This is a genomic window from Streptomyces sp. NPDC090045, assembly GCF_044747975.1.
GTDB lineage: Bacteria > Actinomycetota > Actinomycetes > Streptomycetales > Streptomycetaceae > Streptomyces.
In genome coordinates, this window is the sequence record NZ_JBIVFA010000018.1 from 70,659 (window position 1) to 88,331 (window position 17,673).

Here is a 17,673-nt window from a genome sequence, read left to right on the forward strand (position 1 = left end):
TAGAGCGCTTACTTCGGTGTCAGAGCGCGGAGTTGAAGATCGGTGCCTGAACCGGACGACCGGATTCAGCCGGCAGCACGCGACCGAGCGTCGCCGCCGCGGAGGCGGTGTGCACGTCGATCTTGGCGAGCGGGATCCGGCGGGCCTTGACCGTGCTGGTCGGGGGGGTTGCGGAAGTGTTCACGACACCGTCCTTGGGGAAGCCATGTGGAATGGGCATGTGAATGACAACAGCGACATGCTGCCGTCAAGCGTGGACTTTACTCGGCCACACCCCATTGGCAACCGAGACATGACGCCTGGTCAACCGTTCTATAGCAAGCTCGGCGTATTTCTCGTCGCGCCTTATTCGGCCGTTCGCCGGACGGCAAGATCCTTTTCTTCCGGCGGCGGCCCCGGACCGGGACCCGGCCGGGGCCGCACCCGGCTCCGGCCGGGGTGCGCGAGCGCCGGAACCCGTCGCTGACCTGGGCCGACCCGCCTCGGTAGGTTGGGGGCATGACCACGCCGCCCCTGATCCTCCTGCTGTCCGGAAGTCTGCGTGCCGGTTCCTCCAACGAGGCGGTGCTGCGCACCGCGCAGGCCGTCGCCGCCGAGACCCCCGCCCGCGTGCGCACCGTCCTGTACGAAGGGCTGGGGACGCTGCCGCACTTCAACCCCGATGACGACACGGCCCCGTTGCCCGCTCCGGTGGCCGGGCTGCGCGCGGCGATCGCCGCGGCGGACGCGATCCTGGTCTGCACCCCGGAGTACGCGGGTACCCTGCCGGGATCGTTCAAGAACCTCCTGGACTGGACGGTCGGCGGTACCGAGATCAGCGACAAGCCCGTGGCCTGGGTGAACGCCGCCGCCCCGGGCCGTGGCGGGGGCGCGGAGGCCACGCTGCGCACGGTACTCGGCTACACCGGCGCCGCGGTCGTGGAGGAGGCCTGCGTGCGGATCCCGGTGACCGGGGGGATGTCCGGCCGGGACGGGACAATCGCCGACCCGGAGGTCCGGGCGCGCATCGGCGAGGTGCTCGGCGTACTGGCCGGCCGGGACCGCCAGGGCGGCCCGAACGGCGCCTAGGCGGGCTGTTGTTCGCTCAGGGGTGGGATGGGCAGGTCGCGCAGCAGCCAGTTCAGTGCGTCGGGCAGCGCGCGGAAGGCCGCGAAGTGCGCGGCGGCCGGCTCGATGGCGGTCGTGGCCCCCGGGATGCGGCGGGCCAGCCAGCGGGAATGGCCCACGGGGGAGAACACGTCGAGCTCCCCGTGCCAGATCAGCACCGGGCAGCGGATGTCGGCCGGGTCGAAGCCCCAGGGGCGGCTGAAGGCGAGGACGTCGTCGATCCAGCCGTACGCCGAATGGCGCAGCCCCTCGCGGTAGTTCCGCAGCAGCATCGACCGCAGGCCCGCGTCCGAGACGATCATGCGGTCGTTGTCGGTCAGCTCCCGGCGCAGCTCGTCCAGCAGCCGGCCGGGGTCCTTGCGGATGCCGTCGGCGCGCGGGATCAGCCGGGCCGCGAGCTCCTCGGGGTCGGTGGTGGCGGTGGTGTACTCCTTGACGTTCGACGCGGCCATCCCGGCGAACCAGTCCAGGTCCTCCGCGTCCCGGGGGGCCAGGCCGACCATGGCCGCGGTCCGGGTGACCCGGTCCGGGAGCAGGGCGGCGCAGGCGAGGGCTCCGGCGGCGCCGCCGGAGCGGCCGGCCACCGCGAAGGTGTCCAGGCCGAGGGCGTCGGCGATGGCGGCCACGTCGTGGGCCACGTCGGCGACGGTGCGGCCCGGGTGGCGGTCGGAGCCGCCGTAGCCGGGTCTGTCGTAGGCGATGAGCTGCATGCGGCGCTGGTAGAGGACCATGCCCCGGGGGGCCGGGCCCAGGCGGCTGCCGGGCATGCCGTGGAGCAGGAAGACGGGCTTGCCGTCGGGATCGCCCCAGCGCTCCACGGCCAGAGCACGTCCGTCCGCTGTGCGCACCTGATTGCGCACGCGCTCCCTCCTTCACGATCGGTGCGAGTCGTCACCGAGATTGTGCTCGCTGGGGGAGGAGCGCGGTAGGGCGCACTTCGTGCGAAATTCTTGTGAAGGGCTTCACGAGCCTTCGGACGCCTTTGGTCCCCTGGTATATGCCCAGGTCAAGTAGGGGGTCTTGGGGGCGTGAACGGGCGTGAACAGGCGTAAGGGTCCTTGGGCCTGCCCGGAAAGGGCTTTTTTCGGCACGGACGCTTCCGCTTTTGCGTGTCGAATTGCGGCACCAGGATGAGACATCGGGGGAAAACCCGGTCGCGGTCCGGTCCGTTTCGAAATGAAGGAGTCGGATGCGCCGGGCCCGCTACGGCGCGGGGATCAGCAGGGCGGCCGCCGAGCGGGCCTGCCGCAGAGCCCGGGCCCGGTCCGCGCCGCGCTGGCCCAGGACGACCCGGGTGCTCAGACCGTCCAGCAGGGCGAGCAGCTCCGAGGCCCGTCCGGGTACGTCCATGGGCGCGAAGCGGCCCTGCTCCACGCCCTTGGCGAGAAGCGCCTCCAGGTCCCGCTGCCAGCTCTCGTCGATCTCCTCCTGGGCGGCCTTCAGCGGCTCGTTGGACGCGGTACGGGCCCACAGCTCGATCCAGAGCGTCCAGCGCGGGTCGCGCGGGCCCTCGGGGAGGTAGAGCTCCAGGTACTGGTCGAGCTTGCGCGCGGCCGTCACCCTGCGGCCCAGCAGGGCCCGGCGCTCGCCGGTGAGCTGCTCCTCGCTCCAGCGCAGGGCCTCCAGCAGGAGCCGGTCCTTGCTGCCGAAGTAGTACAGGATGTGGCCGCCGCTGGTGCCGAGCCGCTCGGCCAGCGCCGACATGGTGAGCGACGCGAGGCCGTCCTCCGCGATCGCCGCCATGGCCTCTTCCAGCATCCGCTCCTGGGCGATCCGCCCGTCGCGCCGCCGCGCCGCCCCCGTTCCCGCTCGCGTCACCGGTCCCGCCCTCCGTCTCACCTGGCCCGACCTTATCCCGGACGGGGTCTTGACGCGGGTGGGGTCCCGCCCTCATCTTGAATGCCATTCAAGAACTTAGAACGGCGTTCAAGATCAGAGGTGCAGTATGGCGCAGCAGACGGCCGACGTCGACGAGGTCTTCCGGGTCGAGACGCACGGGATCGACCCCATCCCCGACGCGGAGCGCCACGGCAGTGCCAAGGACCTCTTCTGGCTCTGGTTCGGCTCCAACCTCACCTTCACCTACGTGATCAACGGCGCCCTCGCCGTCGCCTTCGGGCTCTCCTTCTGGCAGGCCACCGCCGTGGTCGTGATCGGCGGACTGTCCTTCTTCGCCATCAGCGCCGCCGGACTCAGCGGCATCCGCACCGGCACCGCCACCCTCGTCATCTCCCGCGCCGCCTTCGGCGTCCGCGGCAACTTCCCGGCCGGCGTCCTCAACTGGGTGGTGAGCATCGGCTACACCATCGTCAACACCGTGGTCGGCACCCTCGCCCTGGAGGTCTTCTTCGCCGAGATCGGCTGGCAGGGCGGCACGGCCGGCCGCGCCGTCGCCCTGCTCGTCACCCTCGCGCTGACCTTCGCCGTCGCCATGTGGGGCCACGCCACCGTGCAGTTCGCCGAACGCTGGATGGCCTACGTCCTGGCCGCGGGCTTCGGCGTCCTGCTGCTCTTCGTCCTCCCCGGCGCCGACACCGCCGCCGCGGCCACCGCCCCCGGACTGTCCGGCTGGAGCCTCGCCTTCGTGGTCATGTTCGCCGGGCCGTTCTCGTACGTGCCGATGCCCGCCGACTACACCCGCTACCTGCCCCGGACCACCTCGCTGCGGTCCATCACGTGGATGGGCGCGCTCGGCGGCTTCGTCTCCTCCGTGGCCCTCGGCGTCGCCGGCGTCGCCGCCGCCACCCAGACCGACATGACCGACGCGGTCGCCGGGGCCGAGAGCCTGCTGCCCGGCTGGTTCCAGCCGCTGTTCCTGGCCCTCGTACTCGGCGGCTCCGTCACCAACTCGATCATCACGCTCTACTCCTCCAGCCTGAACCTCCAGGTCCTCGGCATCCCGTGGAGCCGCGCCCGGGCCATCGTCATCAGCGCCGCCGTCACCGCCGTCGGCTCGCTGGCCGCCCTCTTCCTCACCGACTTCACCACCTCCCTGCTCTCCTTCCTCTCCCTCCTGATCATCGTCTTCGCCCCCTGGGGCGGGGTCTTCCTCGCCGACATGCTGCTGCGCCGCTGCCGCTACGACTCCGACGCACTGCACGCGGGCAGTGCCGGCGCCTACTGGTACCGCTCCGGCTACCACCCGGCGGGCGTGGCCGCCCTGCTCGCCGGCATGACCTTCGCCGCCCTGACCTGCGACTCCGAACTGTGGACCGGACCGCTGGTGGCACCGCTCGGCGGCGCCGACCTCACCCTCCTCGGGTCGGTCGTCTCCGGACTCGCCTACTGGGCCCTCACCCGGCGCCGGGTACCGGCGTACGCCCCGGCCGCCTGACCGGCCACCCGTCCCGCCCCGGCTGCCCGCCCCGCCCGGCCGCCCGCACGACACGTCACGCGCAATGGAGCACCCTCACATGGCACGCCACCCCTTCCCCGCCGACCTGCTGCTCACCGGAGCCCGCATCCACACCGTGGACCCGGACCTGCCCGAGGCCGAGGCCCTCGCCGTGTACGACGGCCGGATCGTCTGGCTCGGCCCGGACCACGAGGCCGCCGCCTGGGCCGGCCCGGACACCGAGCGGATCGACGCGGGCGGGAAGCTCGTGCTCCCCGGCTTCATCGACGCCCACAACCACGTCCGGCTCGGCTCGGACGACGCCTGCGTGCAGCTCGCCGGGGTCCGCACCCTGGAGGGCATCCACGAGCGGATCCTGGCCTGGCGGGAGGCCAACCCGGACGCGGAGTGGGTCGAGGCCGAGGCCTTCGACTACTCCGCGATCCCGGACGGCCGGATGCCGTGCGCCGCCGACCTGGACCCCGTCACCGGGGACATCCCCGCGATCGTGCTCTCGTACGACGTGCACACGGCCTGGCTGAACACGGCGGCCATGCGGCGGCTGGAAGTCTCGCGGGACCGCACGGACCTCCCCTTCGGCACCGCGGCGGTGGACCCGCAGACCGGCGAACCCACCGGATTCGTCAAGGACTTCGCCGTCAAGGGGCTCTCGCGCGACGGCCACCGGGCGCTGCGCGACCTGGGCGTCCCGTGGGCCTCGCCGGACCGGCAGTACGGGCGGCTCGCCAAGAGCCTCGACGACGCGATCGGCTTCGGCATCACCACGGTGGTCGAGCCGCAGAACTCCCTCGACGACCTCGCCCTCTACGAGCGGGCCCGGGCGGAGGGAAGGCTGCGCTCGCGGATCGTCGCCGCCCTGTTCCACCCGCGGGGCACCACCGAAGAGGAACTCGACGCCTTCGCGGCGGCCGCCCGCGCGTACGCGGGGGAGCGGCTGCGGGTCGGCCCGCTCAAGCTCTACATCGACGACGTGGTGGAGCCGCGCACGGCCGCCCTGCTGGAGCCGTACGCGGGCTGCGGCCACCACCGGGGCGAGACCTTCTTCCCGGCCGAGGAGTTCGCCGAGCTGCTGGCGAAGCTGGACGCACGCGGCTTCCAGTGCTTCGTCCACGCCACCGGCGACCGGGGCATCCGGACCGTCCTTGACGCGGTGGAGCACGCCCGCTCGGCCAACGGCCCCCGCGACGCCCGCCACCAGGTGGTCCACGTGGAGTGCCTGGACCCCGAGGACGTGCCGCGCTTCGCGGAGCTGGGCGTGGTCGCGTGCATGCAGCCCAGGCACTGCGCACCGGAGATCGCGGGCCCGGGCCAGGACTGGGCGGAGAACGTCGGCGAGGGCCGCTGGCACAAGGCCTGGCCGATGCGCAGCCTGCACGAGGCCGGGGCGGTGCTGGCGTTCTCCAGCGACTGGAACGTGGCGGAGATGGACCCGATGGTCGGCATCTACACGGCGGTGACGCGCCGCCCCCTGTCCGGCGCGGGCCCGGCCTGGCAGCCGGCCGAGACGGTGGACGTGGCCACGGCCGTGTACGGCTACACGATGGGCTCCGCCCACGCCAACTTCCTCGACCAGGAACGCGGTTCGCTCACCGTGGGCAAGGCGGCGGACTTCGTGGTCCTCTCCCGCGACATCCTCGCGGTCCCGGCCGACGAGATCCCGGGCACGGTGGCCGAAACGGTGGTGGTGGCGGGCGAAGTGGTCCACCGGACCGCCTGAGTTCTGCCTAGGCTGATCCCTCACGGGCGCTCCGCCCGGGGAGAGGTGGGGGACGTGGTCACGCTCGTCGAGTTCGCAGCGCTCGCAGTCGTCGCCCTGCTGGCCGGAACCCTGGCCCGCAGGACGGTGGCCCGCCGGGCGGCCGGGCGCACCGCGGCCGCCTCGGGCGGCGCCGTGGTGGCCGTCCCCTGCCAGGCACGGTGGCGGCAGGGGCCGCGGCGGCGGTTCTTCGGCTACGGAAAGCTGGGCGTCGGCGCGGACGGCACGGGCGCGGTCTTCAAGGCCCCGCTGCGCGGCGCGGTCCCGCTGCCGGTGGGCGGCCGGGCGGCCGTCCGGGCGAGCCTGCGGCCGGGCATGCGGGTGCTGGAGTACCGGGCCCCGGACGGCCAGCGCATCGACTTCCAGGTCTACGACGCCGAGACCGAACGCGCGGCCCGCCTCCTCGGCGCCCCGCCCCCGACGGCCGACTGACCGACCGGGGCTCCGCCCCCGAGCCCGCGCGCCTCAAACGCCGGCGAGGCTGAAAGACCGGGGCTCCGCCCCGCACCCCGCTCCTCAAACGCCGGAGGGGCTGGAGGGGTGCGGCCGGATTGGCTGGCGCGGCTCAAAGATCGGGGCTCCGCCCCGGACCCCGCCGGGCTCCGCCCGGACCCGCTCCTCAAACGCCGGAGGGGCTGGAATTGTGCGGCGAGGCTGGATGGTGCGGCCGGCCGAAAGGCCGCAGGGGCTGGAGTAGCAGCCCGGCCGGTTGGGCCAGGGGCGGGTGTGTGCAGGGGCGCTCCCCGCAGGGCGTCGAACACAAGGTGCCCCGGCCCGCCGACCCCCCCGACACGTTCGACGCCCGAGGAGACGCCCCGGAACACACCCGGCCCAGGCCGCGCCGCCGAAGCCCGCGCCCCGGCCGGCCAGGCCACCGGCACGCCCGGCCCCACCCCTCCGACCCCGCCCGAGCGGCGCAGCCAACCGGCCCGGCCCGGGCCGCACCGATCCGCCGGCCTCCGCATCGCCCCCGGCCGGCCAGGCCATCGGCGCGCCCGGCCCTACCCGCACCGGCTCCCGCATCCCGGCCGGCCAGGCCACAGGCTAGCGCTGGGGCCAGTACCAGAGGGGTTCGTCGAGGGGACCCTCGCGGCCTGCCACCTCGGTCCGGCCGAACTCCTTGACCAGGGTGATGGTCTCCAGGTCCACCCGGTGCCGGCGGGTACCGGCCTCCAGGGCCTCGGCCAGCGGCGCCGCGTGGGTGACCACCACCGTCTGGGTGTCCCGGCTCACCGTGAGGATCAGATCGGCGAGCGGGTCCAGCAGGTCCGGGTGGAGGCTGGTCTCCGGCTCGTTGAGCACCATCAGCGCGGGCGGCCGCGGGGTCAGCAGGGCCGCCGTCCACAGCAGGTAGCGCAGGGTGCCGTCGGAGAGTTCGGCCGCACCCAGCGGGCGCAGCAGGCCGTGCTGGTGGAGTTCCAGCTCGAAGCGGCCGTCGCGGTCGGTGACGGAGACCCGGCTGCCGGGGAAGGCCGCCGAGACCGCCTCGTCCAGCGCGGCGTGGTCCCCGATCTCGCGGATCGTCTGGAGCGCGGCCGGCAGGTCCGAGCCGTCGGCGCTGAGCACCGGCGTACGGGTGCCGACCCGCGGGATCCGGGCGGGCGCCTCCGCGTCGGTGCGGACGTGGTCGTAGAACCGCCAGGACCGGATCAGGTCGCGCAGGGCGAGGAGGTCCGGGGCCAGCTGGGGGTCCGCGAGCTCGCTGAGCATGGAGTCGTACGGGCGCAGGGCGTTCTGCGTACGGTGCCAGCCTCCGTCCGCGGTGCGCGTGCGCACCGCCGGCCCCGCACGGTCCGAGAGGAGCGCGGCCGGGCGCAGGACCGGGCCCGCCCACGTGCACTCGCGCTTGATCTCCGGATCGAGGGCGAAGAGGGAGTCGGGGACCGGGGCCGGGTGCCCGAAGTCCACCGCGTAGCCGAACTCGTCGCCCGCGAAGCCCAGACGGAGGCTGACCGGCTCGCTGCGGACCGTGCCTTGCAGCGGCTGGTGGCCCTCGCGCACGGCACGGGCGAGCTTCTCCGGCCCGGCCCACAGGGTGGAGGGCAGTCCGCCCTCCCGGGCCAGCGCCGCGACCGCCCCGCCGCGTGCGGAGTCGGCGAGCAGGCGCAGTGAGCGGTAGAGGCTGGACTTGCCCGTGCCGTTGGCCCCCGTCACGACGGTGAGCCGGCCCAGGGGGACGATCAGTTTGCGCAGGGAGCGGTAGTTCTCGACGGCGAGGGTGGTAATCACACCCCGATCATGCCGTGTGCCCTGCGGGCGGCTCGGCGGTGTTGTGGCTCGGGCCGTGCGGTGTTCCCTGCGGGGTGCTCGGCCTGCGCCGCGTCCCCTGCGGGCGGCTCGGAGGGGCGAGGCGGTGCCCCGCGCGAGGGTCTCCTCGGCTCGCGCCTGCGGGCAGGGTCCGGCTGTGCGGCCTGGGTTGCGCGCTCGTCCTGCGGGGACCCTCCCGCGCGTCCGCACCCCGCGGCCCGGCCTGTGCCGACGAGCCCGTACATACAAGCCCCGCCGAGCGCCCCGCAGGGGTCAGGCCGGGCCCGGCCGGTCCTTGCGGGACACCGCGCAGGCCAGGGTGACCGCCGAACCGACCACCGCCCAGGCGGCCAGCACCAGGAGCGGTCCGCCCGCGCCGTTGCCCCGGAAGTACGTGATGGAGCGCGCCGCGTACGTACCGGCGCCCGGTGGCAGGGCCGGGCCGATGGTGCTCCAGAACGGCGGCAGCAGCGGGTAGGGGTAGGCGCCGCCGGCGCTCGGGTTGCCGAGCACCACGACCAGCAGGATCGCGAGGCCGATGCCGATCACGCCCGCCACCCCCTGGAAGGCGAGGGTGATCGCGCCGACCGCGAAGACGACCAGGGTGCCCAGCCCCCACAGGCCCCAGATGCTGCCGGGCAGCGCGCCCAGGATCGGGCCCGCGATGACCGTGCCGAGGAGCCCGGCGGCGATCGCGTACACGAGCAGCGCGCCGAGCCGGATGACGGCGCGGTGTCCGTTCGCGGGCCGGGCGCCGGCGCTGATCGCGAGGATCGCGGCGCACAGGTAGCCGCCCACGCACCAGCCGATCACCAGGTAGAAGGAGCTCAGGCCGCGGCTGTCGCCCTTGCCGGCCGGGGCCACGTCGGTGACCCGCAGGGTCCGGCCCTGGGTCTTCTCGACGAAGCCGACGATCTCTTCCACGGCCTGGGACAGCGAGGCGCCGGCGCCGGAGGCGACCAGCAGCCGGTCGGTCTTGCCGGCCGGGTCGACGATCAGCGCGGCGTCGACGTCCCGGTGTCTGACCTGGTCGAGCGCCGCGGCCTCGTCCTTGACCACGCTGGGGTCGAGCGGTTGGCCCGGCAGGGCGCCGAGCTGCTTCGCGGTCTGCTGGGCCACCGGCGCGAGGGGAGCGGCCACGGCGATCGGGATCTCGCTGGGCTTCGGATGGTGGAAGGCCCCGATGTACGAGGTGATGAAGGCGAGCTGGAGGGCCAGCACCCCCAGGACCAGCAGGGCTGCCCGGGTGGTCACGGCGTCCTTGAACTCGGCGAGGAAGCCTGTGGGGGACGGGCCTGCGTCGGCGCTCTCGGTGGGCTGGGTCATGTTCCACACGCTCGGCGTACGAGGGGCGGGGCGCAGCAGGGGAAGGCCGAACGGATGACCTGGACGACCCCTCAGGCGATCGAACAGATGTTTCGCACGGATATTCGAATTGCTCTATGGTGGGGGGTGGGGGAGGAGGTGTTCAACGAGCGAAGCAGGAGGCCGCGGGTGCCTGGTTTTACGCATCTGCACACCGTTTCGGGGTTCTCCATGCGCTACGGGGGCTCGCACCCCGAACGGCTGGCGGAACGTGCCGCCGAGCGGGGCATGGACGCCCTCGCCCTGACCGACCGCGACACCCTCGCGGGCGCGGTGCGGTTCGCGAAGGCGTGCGCGAAGGCGGGGATCCGGCCGCTGTTCGGAGTGGACCTGGCCGTGTCGCCTGCGGCGGGCTCGGCGGGCTCGGCGGGCTCGGCGGGTTCGGCGGGCTCGGCGGGTTCGGGCGGACCCGGTACGGGTGGGGGCGGCCGGACGGGGTCGGCCGGGTCGGGGGGCTCGGCCGGCTCCCGTTCGGGCGGCCCGTACGAGGCCTCGTACCGGCGGCGCACCCCCATCAAAGGTGGGGCCTTCCTCGACGAGTCCGCCGCGCGAGCCGTCTTCCTGGCCCGCGACGGGGCCGCCGGGTGGTCCGAGCTGTGCCGGATGACCACGGCCGCGCACGCTGGTTCCTTCGGGGGTGCGGCCGGGACCGCAGGGGAGGCCGCCGCAGGCGCGTGGGCCGGGTCCGGCTTCCGCGGCGCGGACTACGCCGGTGCCGGGCCCGCCCGGTTCGCGCCTTCCTCGCGGGACGCGGAACGGCAGCCGGTGCTGCCCTGGCCGGCCCTGCGCGGAGAGGGCGTCTTCGTCCTCCTCGGGCCCGGCTCCGAGGTGGGGCGGGCGCTCGCCGCGGGCCGCCCCGACCGGGCCGCCCGGCTGCTCGCGCCCTGGCGGGAGATCTACGGCGACTCCCTGCGCCTGGAGGCCGTCCACCACGGCCGCACCGGCACCGGGCCCGGCTCACTCCGGCTGGCCGCCCGTACCGTCGGCTTCGCCGCCGAACAGGGCGTCCGGGCCGTGCTCACGAACGCCGTCCGCTACGCCGACCCCGGCCAGGGCCCGGTCGCCGACATCCTCGACGCGGCCCGCCGCCTGGTCCCCATCGACCCCCGCGGGCCCCTCGACACCGGCGAACGCTGGCTCAAGGCGCCGGCCGCCATGGCCGAGGCCGCCGACCGCATCGCCCAGGCCGCCGGCCTGCGCCCCGCCGACGCCAGACGCCTGCTCGCGGAGACCTCCCGTACCGCCGAGGCCTGCTCCGTGGACCCCGAGGACGACCTCGGCATGGGCTCCGTGCACTTCCCCGAGGCCCGGCTCGTCGGCGCCGCCCACCGCAGCGCCCAGCGCGTCCTCGCCTCCCGGGCCTCGGCGGGCATGGTGCTGCGCGGGTACGCGGACGACCGCGCGTACTGGGAGCGGATGCACCACGAGCTCGACATCATCGCCTACCACGGTTTCGCCTCGTACTTCCTGACGGTCGCTCAAGTGGTCGATGACGTACGGGAGATGGGAATCCGGGTGGCTGCCCGCGGCTCGGGCGCCGGCTCCCTCGTCAACCACCTGCTCGGCATCGCGCACGCCGACCCCGTCGCGCACGGGCTGCTGATGGAACGCTTCCTGTCCACACGCCGGCGCGTGCTGCCCGACATCGACATCGACGTGGAGTCCGCCCGCCGGCTGGAGGTCTACCGGCGCATCATCGACCGGTTCGGCACCGAGCGCGTGGCCACCGTCTCCATGCCCGAGACCTACCGCGTCCGGCACGCCGTCCGCGACGTCGGCGCCGCCCTGTCCATGGACCCGGCCGTCATCGACCGGCTCGCCAAGGCCTTCCCGCACATCCGGGCCCGCGACGCCCGCGCCGCGCTGGCGGAACTCCCCGAACTGCGCGACGTACGGGGGGAGTCGCACGGGCGGCTGTGGGAGCTCGTCGAATCCCTGGACGCGCTGCCGCGCGGGATCGCCATGCACCCGTGCGGGGTGCTGCTCTCCGACGCCTCCCTGCTCGCCCGTACGCCCGTGGTGCCCACCAGCGGCGAGGGCTTCCCCATGTCCCAGTTCGACAAGGACGACGTGGAGGAGCTCGGGCTGCTCAAACTGGACGTGCTGGGCGTACGGATGCAGTCCGCGATGGCGCACGCCGTCGCGGAGATCCGGCGCGGCGCGGGGGAGGAGCTCGACCTGGACGACCCGGCGCAGGTGCCGCCGGGGGACCGGGCCACGTACGAGCTGATCCGCTCGGCCGAGACGCTGGGCTGCTTCCAGATCGAATCGCCGGGCCAGCGCGACCTGGTGGGACGGCTGCAGCCGTCGACCTTCCACGACCTGGTCGTCGACATCTCCCTCTTCCGCCCGGGGCCGGTGGCCGCCGACATGGTGCGGCCCTTCATCGAGGCCCGGCACGGGCGGGCACCGGTCCGCTTCCCGCACCCGGACCTGGCGGACGCGCTGCGCGAGACGTACGGGGTGGTGGTCTTCCACGAGCAGATCATCGAGATCGTGCACGTCATGACCGGCTGCGGGCGGGACGAGGCGGACCGGGTGCGGCGCGGCCTGTCCGACCCGCAGTCGCAGGCGCGGATCAAGGTCTGGTTCGCGGCGAAGGCGGGCGGGCGCGGCTATCCGGTGGAGGTGATCGCGCGGACCTGGGAGATCGTCGAGGCCTTCGGCAGCTACGGCTTCTGCAAGGCGCACGCGGTGGCCTTCGCGGTGCCCACGTACCAGTCGGCGTGGCTGAAGGCGCACCATCCGGCGGCCTTCTACGCCGGGCTGCTGACCCACGATCCGGGGATGTACCCGAAGCGGCTGCTGCTGGCGGACGCGCGGAGGCGGGGCGTACCGGTGCTGCCGCTGGACGTGAACCGGTCGGCGGCCGCCCATCGTATCGAACTGGTGTCCGATGTCGAGGGAGTGTGGGGGCTGCGGCTCGGGCTGTCCGACGTCCACGGCATCAGCGGGGCCGAGGCCGGCCGGATCGAGGACGGACAGCCGTACGCCTCCTTGCGCGACTTCTGGGACCGGGCGCACCCGGGGCGCCCGGTCGCCGAACGACTGGCACAGGTGGGGGCGTTGGACGCCTTCGGCACCAACCGGCGTGACCTGCTGCTGCACTTGACCGAACTGCACGGCGCGCAGCGGGCGGCCGGGGTCCGCGGTCCCCAACTACCCCTGGAGGGCGGCCGGTCCACGGCATCCGTCGGACTGCCCGACCTCACCGAGGCGGAACGGCTCAGCGCCGAGCTGGGCGTCCTCGGCATGGACGCCTCGCGGCACCTGATGGGGGACCACCACGCCTTCCTGGCCGAGCTGGGGGTGGTCCCGGCGCGCCGGCTGCAGGACACCGCGCACGGGCAGACCGTACTGGTCGCGGGGGCCAAGGCGGCCACCCAGACCCCGCCGATCCGGTCCGGGAAGCGGGTCATCTTCACCACGCTGGACGACGGGACGGGCCTGGTCGACCTGGCCTTCTTCGACGACAGCCACGAGCGGTGCGCGCACACCGTCTTCCACTCCTTCCTGCTGCTGGTACGCGGGGTCGTGCAGCGGCGGGGCCCGCAGAGCCTGAGCGTGGTCGGGGCGGCGGCGTGGAACCTGGCGGAGCTCGCGGAACTGCGGGCGGCGGGCGGCCTGGACGCGGTGGCGGCACGCCTGGCGGCCGAGCCGGTCGCCTCCGGCGGCGGAGGCGGTGACGGCGGCGGCGGTCGTGGTGGCGACGGTGCGGCGGAGGAACATGAACAGCTCCCCGAGCGCCGGATCCGCATGTCCACGGGGTACGAGATGAACCCGTGGGCCGACCTCCAGCCCCCGGGCACCGGCCCCGCGACCGGCCGCAAGCTGTGGCACTCCAGCCCGGGGAGCGCGGGATGACCACCGGCCGGGTGACGGATGTGGGGGCAGGAGCCCACGCGGCCCCGGTGCCGGCCGGCCGGGTCGTGATGTGCCTGCGGCTGCACCCCGCGGGCGGGGGACCGCTCGGGGCCGAGGCGTACGCCGGGGTGCTCGCGCTGCTCGGCGGGATCACCCCGGCCGTGCAGGCCCTGGCGCCCGACAGCGCCCTCGCCGATGTCCGGGGCGCGCTGCGGTACTTCGGCTGCGACGTCCGCCGGCTGGCCGCCGTGATCCGGGTCCGGGCCCTCGCCCTGTACGGCGTGGACGCTGCCGTCGGCGTGGCCGGCAACCCCATGCTGGCCCGGGCGGCGGCCCGTGAGGCCCGGCCCGGGGGGACCCTGGTGATCCCCGACGAGCCCGCCGCCGTACGGGAGTTCCTGGCGGGCAAGCCCGTCACCGTGCTCGACGGGATCGGCCCCAGGGCGGCCCGCACCCTGTGCTCCTACGGCCTCGACTCCGTCGGCCGGGTCGCCGAGGCCCCGCCCGCCGCCCTGCGGCGGATCCTCGGGGCCCGGCTCGGCCGCGAGGTGCACGAACGCGCCCTCGGCATCGACCGGACCCCCGTCCGGCCGGGCGCGGCCGCCCGCACCATCGCCGCCGAGCGGCTCTTCGACCGGGACGAGCTGGACCCCGTACGGCACCGGCGGGCCCTGCTCTCGCTGACGGAGGAGCTCGGCGCGAAGCTTCGTACACAAGGACCGGGCCGGGGGCAGGTCTGCCGGGCCCTCTCGCTCACCGTCCGCTGCGCCGACCGCACCACGCTCACCCGCACCCGCACCCTGGCCGAACCCACCGCGCACTCGGCGGCCCTGACCGCCGCGGCCTACGCCCTCTACGAGGGCCTCGGCCTGCAACGGGCCCGGGTCCGCGCGCTGTCCCTCCGGGCCGAGGGCCTGACCCCGGCCGAACGGGCCGTGCGGCAGCTCAGTTTCGACCCCGAGGACGAGAAGGCCCGCCGGCTGGAAGCCGTCACGGACCGGGTCCGCGCACGCTTCGGACCGCAGGCCATCGCCCGTGGCTCGCTCGCCGCCTGACGGACGATCGGGACGACACGCGAGTTTTTACCGACGCGTAACTTCCCTGTGTTGCTACTCACCCGTAATTTAGCGGCAGCAGCGCCCCCTTGTGATCCGGATCACGGGACGAACCCCCACGCCCCATCCCCTTGAGTCGAACGCAAGGAGATCACACGATGCTGCCCTGGAGACGTCTGCTCCGCCCGCTGGTCGTCCTCGCCCTCACCGCCGCCGCACTCGTCGCCCCCACCGGCGCAGCGCAGGCCGCGTCCGCCCCCAGCAGCGGCTGGAACAACTGGTCCTGCAAGCCGTCCGCCGCGCACCCGCGCCCCGTCGTCCTCGTCCACGGAACCTTCGGCAATTCCTGGGACAACTGGCTCGGCCTCGCGCCGTACCTGGTGCACCGCGGGTACTGCGTCTACTCCCTCGACTACGGCCAACTCCCCGGCGTGCCCCTCTTCAACGGGCTCGGCCCCATCGACAAGTCCGCCGGACAGCTCGACGTCTTCGTCGACAAGGTCCTCGCCGCCACCGGCTCCGCCAAGACCGACATCATCGGGCACTCGCAGGGCGGCATGATGCCGCGCTACTACCTGAAGTTCCTCGGCGGTGACGAGAAGGTCAACGCCCTGGTGGGGCTCGCCCCCGACAACCACGGCACCACCCTGCTGGGCTTCACCAAGCTCCTGCCGTACTTCCCCGGGGCCGAGGACCTGATCAGCAGCGCCACCCCCGGCCTCGCCGACCAGATCGCCGGATCCGCCTTCCTGCAGAAGCTCAACGCGGGCGGGGACACCGTGCCCGGAGTGAAGTACACGGTGATCGCCACCAAGTACGACGAGGTGGTGACGCCGTACCGGAGCGGCTTCCTCGACGGGCCGAACGTACGCAACGTCGTGCTCCAGGACCTGTGCTTCCTGGACCTCTCGGAGCACGTGGCCATCGGGCTCACCGACCGGATCGCCTGGCACGAGGCGGTCAACGCCCTCGACCCGGCGCACGCCGAACGGACCACCTGCGCCTCCGTCTTCGACTGACGGGTGGCGGGGGCGGCCCGCGGCGTTCACCGGTTCACGACTTCACTGCTCCGCCGGTGGACTAGCGGCCGTGGCGGCCCGCCGTCGTCGCACGGCGGCGGGCCACTCCGAACAGCACGGCCGCACCGACGGCCAGGGCGCCGGCCCCGGCGATCGCGATCGCCGGGGTGGCGCCGTTGCCGCCCGTCTCCGCGAGGTTGCGGCCGGACGGGGTCTGCGAGGGCACCGGGACGGCGGCGGCGTCGGTGCTGCCGTTCGTCTTCGGGTCGTTGTCGCCGTGGCCGTTGTGCTCGACGGTGGACTTGTCCGCACCGGCGGCGATCTGCTGGTCCGTCGGGGCCGAAGGCTTGTCGGACGGCTTGGACTCGGTGCCGGTACCGGGCTTGGCACTCGTGGACGCGGACGCGGACGCAGACGCCCCGGTGCTGGGCTTGGTGCTCGGCGCTGTGCCACCACCCCCATTGCCGCCACCCCCGTTGTCCTTGCCGAAGACCACGTCAGAACAGGTGTAGAAGGCCTCCGGGCTGTCGGAGCGCTGCCAGATGCTGTAGATCAGGTGGCGGCCGGACTTGTTCGGGACGGTCCCCGAGAAGACGTAGTCGCCGTTCTGCATGCCGGGGTCGGTGACCTTCGCGAACGGGGCGGCCTCCAGGTCGGACCACTTCAGCGGCTTCGACGGGTCGTACCCGTCCTTCGTCACGTACAGCTCGAAGGAACCCTTGTGCGGGGCCGTGCCCTTGTAGCGGAAGGTGTGCGCACCGGCGGTCATCGGGCTGGCCGGCCAGTCGGCCCGGGCCAGGTCCAGCCCCTGGTACTTGTCGTTGCCGGCCGAGCACAGCTGGCCGTTCGGGATCAACGCCTGGTGGTTCCCGGCCGCGTTGGCGATGTTCACCGCGTTCCAGTCGTAGAACGCCTGCGTCCCGCTGGACGCCACGGCCGCCTTGCAGGCCGCCGACTTCGGCGCCTCCGGCCCCTCCGCGTAGCACGCCGCGACCCGGCTGACCGGGTCCGTCATCGAGCCGTGCGCCACCGCGGGAGCGGCGGCGTACGCGGCCAGCGCCAGCGGGGCGATACCGGCGGAGGCGATACGGGTCAGCGTCACGGAACGGCGGCGTACGGACATGGGTGGATCTCCTTCGGGCACAAGGCAGGGGTCGCGCCAGCGGAACCGGAAGCGGGTCCAGCGGCGCCGCCCCCCGGCGGCGCCACACCGGCCCTTCCTGTCCTGGCCCGGCCAAGCTAGCCCCCCGCACCACGCCTTTCGCCTGCTCCGACCCCCAGGAGCGGATCTTTAGGGTCCTCTTAAGGTCGAGGTAAGAAGGGCCTCAGGAACCGGCATTGTGGAACCCCCGCACCCCAAGGGCCCGAAACCGACCTGTCCCGCCTCGGCGCCGAGGGGCGCCCGAGGCGGGACACAGGGGTGGTTGCACCGGGTCAGGCTTGAGGGTCAGGGCAGCTGGATGGCGTTCCAGTCCCAGTTGGCGTTGGCGGGGGTGGCGTAGCTGCTGGTGAAGGGCTGGATGAGTCCGGCGTTGTTGGCGAGGCCGGTGTACATCTTCATGGTGCCGTCGGACTGGCGGTACATCATGCCCATGTCGGTGCGGTGGTCGCCGTTGAAGTCGCCGGTGATGAGCTTCATGGCGTTGCGGTCCCAGCCGCCGCTGGCGGGGACGGTGTAGCCGGCGGTGTATTCGCCGAAGCCTCCGTCGGTCTTGGCGAGGGAGCTGTAGAAGCCGATGGAGCCGTCGGCGTGGTGGTAGACCATGACGGCGTCGGTGCGGCCGTCGCCGTTGACGTCGCCGGAGTGGAGCTGGATGGCGTTCCAGTCCCAGTTGGCGTTGGCGGGGGTGGCGTAGCTGCTGGTGAAGGGCTGGATGAGTCCGGCGTTGTTGGCGAGGCCGGTGT

General features: G+C 73.6%; 14 protein-coding genes. 7 read left to right on the plus strand and 7 right to left on the minus strand.

Annotated features, from left to right (window positions below; translation table 11 throughout):
* Positions 1-19: 19 nt before the first annotated feature.
* The gene (gene fxsA / locus ACIPYQ_RS35115; RefSeq protein WP_401258200.1) at positions 20-184 is read right to left on the minus strand and encodes an FxSxx-COOH cyclophane-containing RiPP peptide; all 165 of its coding nucleotides are present in this window, start codon (positions 182-184) and stop codon (positions 20-22) included.
* Positions 185-498: 314 nt separating this feature from the next.
* Between fxsA and ACIPYQ_RS35120 the strand changes: the two genes are divergently transcribed.
* Positions 499-1,068, plus strand: coding sequence for an NADPH-dependent FMN reductase (locus ACIPYQ_RS35120; RefSeq protein ID WP_401258202.1), 570 nt, complete (start codon positions 499-501; stop codon positions 1,066-1,068).
* On the opposite strand, the gene ACIPYQ_RS35125 is transcribed toward ACIPYQ_RS35120, so the two are convergent.
* A complete protein-coding gene (locus tag ACIPYQ_RS35125; RefSeq protein ID WP_361760209.1) occupies positions 1,065-1,967 on the minus strand; it encodes an alpha/beta hydrolase in 903 nt (300 codons plus the stop codon). The two genes, ACIPYQ_RS35120 and ACIPYQ_RS35125, sit on opposite strands and share 4 nt — an antisense overlap.
* Before the next feature lie 343 nt (positions 1,968-2,310).
* Positions 2,311-2,865 (minus strand): TetR/AcrR family transcriptional regulator, encoded by a 555-nt coding sequence (locus ACIPYQ_RS35130; RefSeq protein WP_401258292.1) that lies wholly within the window; start codon positions 2,863-2,865, stop codon positions 2,311-2,313.
* A gap of 187 nt (positions 2,866-3,052) precedes the next feature.
* On the opposite strand from ACIPYQ_RS35130, the gene ACIPYQ_RS35135 reads away from it, so the two are divergent.
* From ACIPYQ_RS35135 to ACIPYQ_RS35145, 3 genes are all read left to right on the plus strand, one after another.
* Positions 3,053-4,441 carry a cytosine permease gene (locus ACIPYQ_RS35135; RefSeq protein ID WP_361760206.1) on the plus strand — a complete coding sequence of 463 codons (1,389 nt, stop codon included), beginning with the start codon at positions 3,053-3,055 and terminating at the stop codon, positions 4,439-4,441.
* Positions 4,442-4,520: 79 nt separating this feature from the next.
* Positions 4,521-6,179, plus strand: coding sequence for an amidohydrolase (locus ACIPYQ_RS35140; RefSeq protein WP_401258204.1), 1,659 nt, complete (start codon positions 4,521-4,523; stop codon positions 6,177-6,179).
* A gap of 54 nt (positions 6,180-6,233) precedes the next feature.
* Positions 6,234-6,650 carry a hypothetical protein gene (locus ACIPYQ_RS35145; RefSeq protein WP_401258205.1) on the plus strand — a complete coding sequence of 139 codons (417 nt, stop codon included), beginning with the start codon at positions 6,234-6,236 and terminating at the stop codon, positions 6,648-6,650.
* Between the two features lie 612 nt (positions 6,651-7,262).
* Here ACIPYQ_RS35145 and ACIPYQ_RS35150 read toward each other — a convergent pair.
* Positions 7,263-8,447, minus strand: a complete 1,185-nt coding sequence (locus ACIPYQ_RS35150; RefSeq protein ID WP_361760197.1) for an AAA family ATPase — start codon at positions 8,445-8,447, stop codon at positions 7,263-7,265.
* A 291-nt stretch (positions 8,448-8,738) separates the two neighbouring features.
* Positions 8,739-9,791, minus strand: a complete 1,053-nt coding sequence (locus tag ACIPYQ_RS35155; protein ID WP_401258207.1) for a DUF3533 domain-containing protein — start codon at positions 9,789-9,791, stop codon at positions 8,739-8,741.
* 168 nt (positions 9,792-9,959) lie between these two features.
* Between ACIPYQ_RS35155 and ACIPYQ_RS35160 the strand changes: the two genes are divergently transcribed.
* From ACIPYQ_RS35160 to ACIPYQ_RS35170, 3 genes are all read left to right on the plus strand, one after another.
* On the plus strand, positions 9,960-13,694 hold the full coding sequence (locus ACIPYQ_RS35160; RefSeq protein ID WP_401258208.1) for a DNA polymerase III subunit alpha: 3,735 nt from the start codon (positions 9,960-9,962) through the stop codon (positions 13,692-13,694).
* Between the two features lie 68 nt (positions 13,695-13,762).
* The gene (locus ACIPYQ_RS35165) at positions 13,763-14,749 is read left to right on the plus strand and encodes a hypothetical protein (RefSeq protein WP_401258294.1); all 987 of its coding nucleotides are present in this window, start codon (positions 13,763-13,765) and stop codon (positions 14,747-14,749) included.
* Positions 14,750-14,907: 158 nt separating this feature from the next.
* Positions 14,908-15,768 carry an esterase/lipase family protein gene (locus tag ACIPYQ_RS35170; protein ID WP_401258209.1) on the plus strand — a complete coding sequence of 287 codons (861 nt, stop codon included), beginning with the start codon at positions 14,908-14,910 and terminating at the stop codon, positions 15,766-15,768.
* A 61-nt stretch (positions 15,769-15,829) separates the two neighbouring features.
* Here ACIPYQ_RS35170 and ACIPYQ_RS35175 read toward each other — a convergent pair whose 3' ends face one another.
* Both ACIPYQ_RS35175 and ACIPYQ_RS35180 read right to left on the minus strand, forming a co-directional pair.
* Positions 15,830-16,891: a lytic polysaccharide monooxygenase gene (locus tag ACIPYQ_RS35175; protein WP_401258210.1), complete on the minus strand. Its 1,062-nt coding sequence runs from the start codon at positions 16,889-16,891 to the stop codon at positions 15,830-15,832.
* A gap of 324 nt (positions 16,892-17,215) precedes the next feature.
* A partial coding sequence (locus tag ACIPYQ_RS35180) for an FG-GAP-like repeat-containing protein (RefSeq protein WP_401258211.1) occupies positions 17,216-17,673 on the minus strand: 458 nt, incomplete at its 5' end.

Bases quoted from the DNA above. Each gene is read 5' to 3' on its own strand.
- ACIPYQ_RS35120 (WP_401258202.1), top strand. From the start codon at position 499: ATGACCACGCCGCCCCTGATCCTCCTGCTGTCCGGAAGTCTGCGTGCC.
- ACIPYQ_RS35130 (WP_401258292.1), bottom strand. From the start codon at position 2,865: ATGCTGGAAGAGGCCATGGCGGCGATCGCGGAGGACGGCCTCGCGTCG.
- ACIPYQ_RS35135 (WP_361760206.1), top strand. From the start codon at position 3,053: ATGGCGCAGCAGACGGCCGACGTCGACGAGGTCTTCCGGGTCGAGACG.
- ACIPYQ_RS35140 (WP_401258204.1), top strand. From the start codon at position 4,521: ATGGCACGCCACCCCTTCCCCGCCGACCTGCTGCTCACCGGAGCCCGC.
- ACIPYQ_RS35155 (WP_401258207.1), bottom strand. From the start codon at position 9,791: ATGACCCAGCCCACCGAGAGCGCCGACGCAGGCCCGTCCCCCACAGGC.
- ACIPYQ_RS35165 (WP_401258294.1), top strand. From the start codon at position 13,763: ATGTGCCTGCGGCTGCACCCCGCGGGCGGGGGACCGCTCGGGGCCGAG.
- ACIPYQ_RS35170 (WP_401258209.1), top strand. From the start codon at position 14,908: ATGCTGCCCTGGAGACGTCTGCTCCGCCCGCTGGTCGTCCTCGCCCTC.
- ACIPYQ_RS35175 (WP_401258210.1), bottom strand. From the start codon at position 16,891: ATGTCCGTACGCCGCCGTTCCGTGACGCTGACCCGTATCGCCTCCGCC.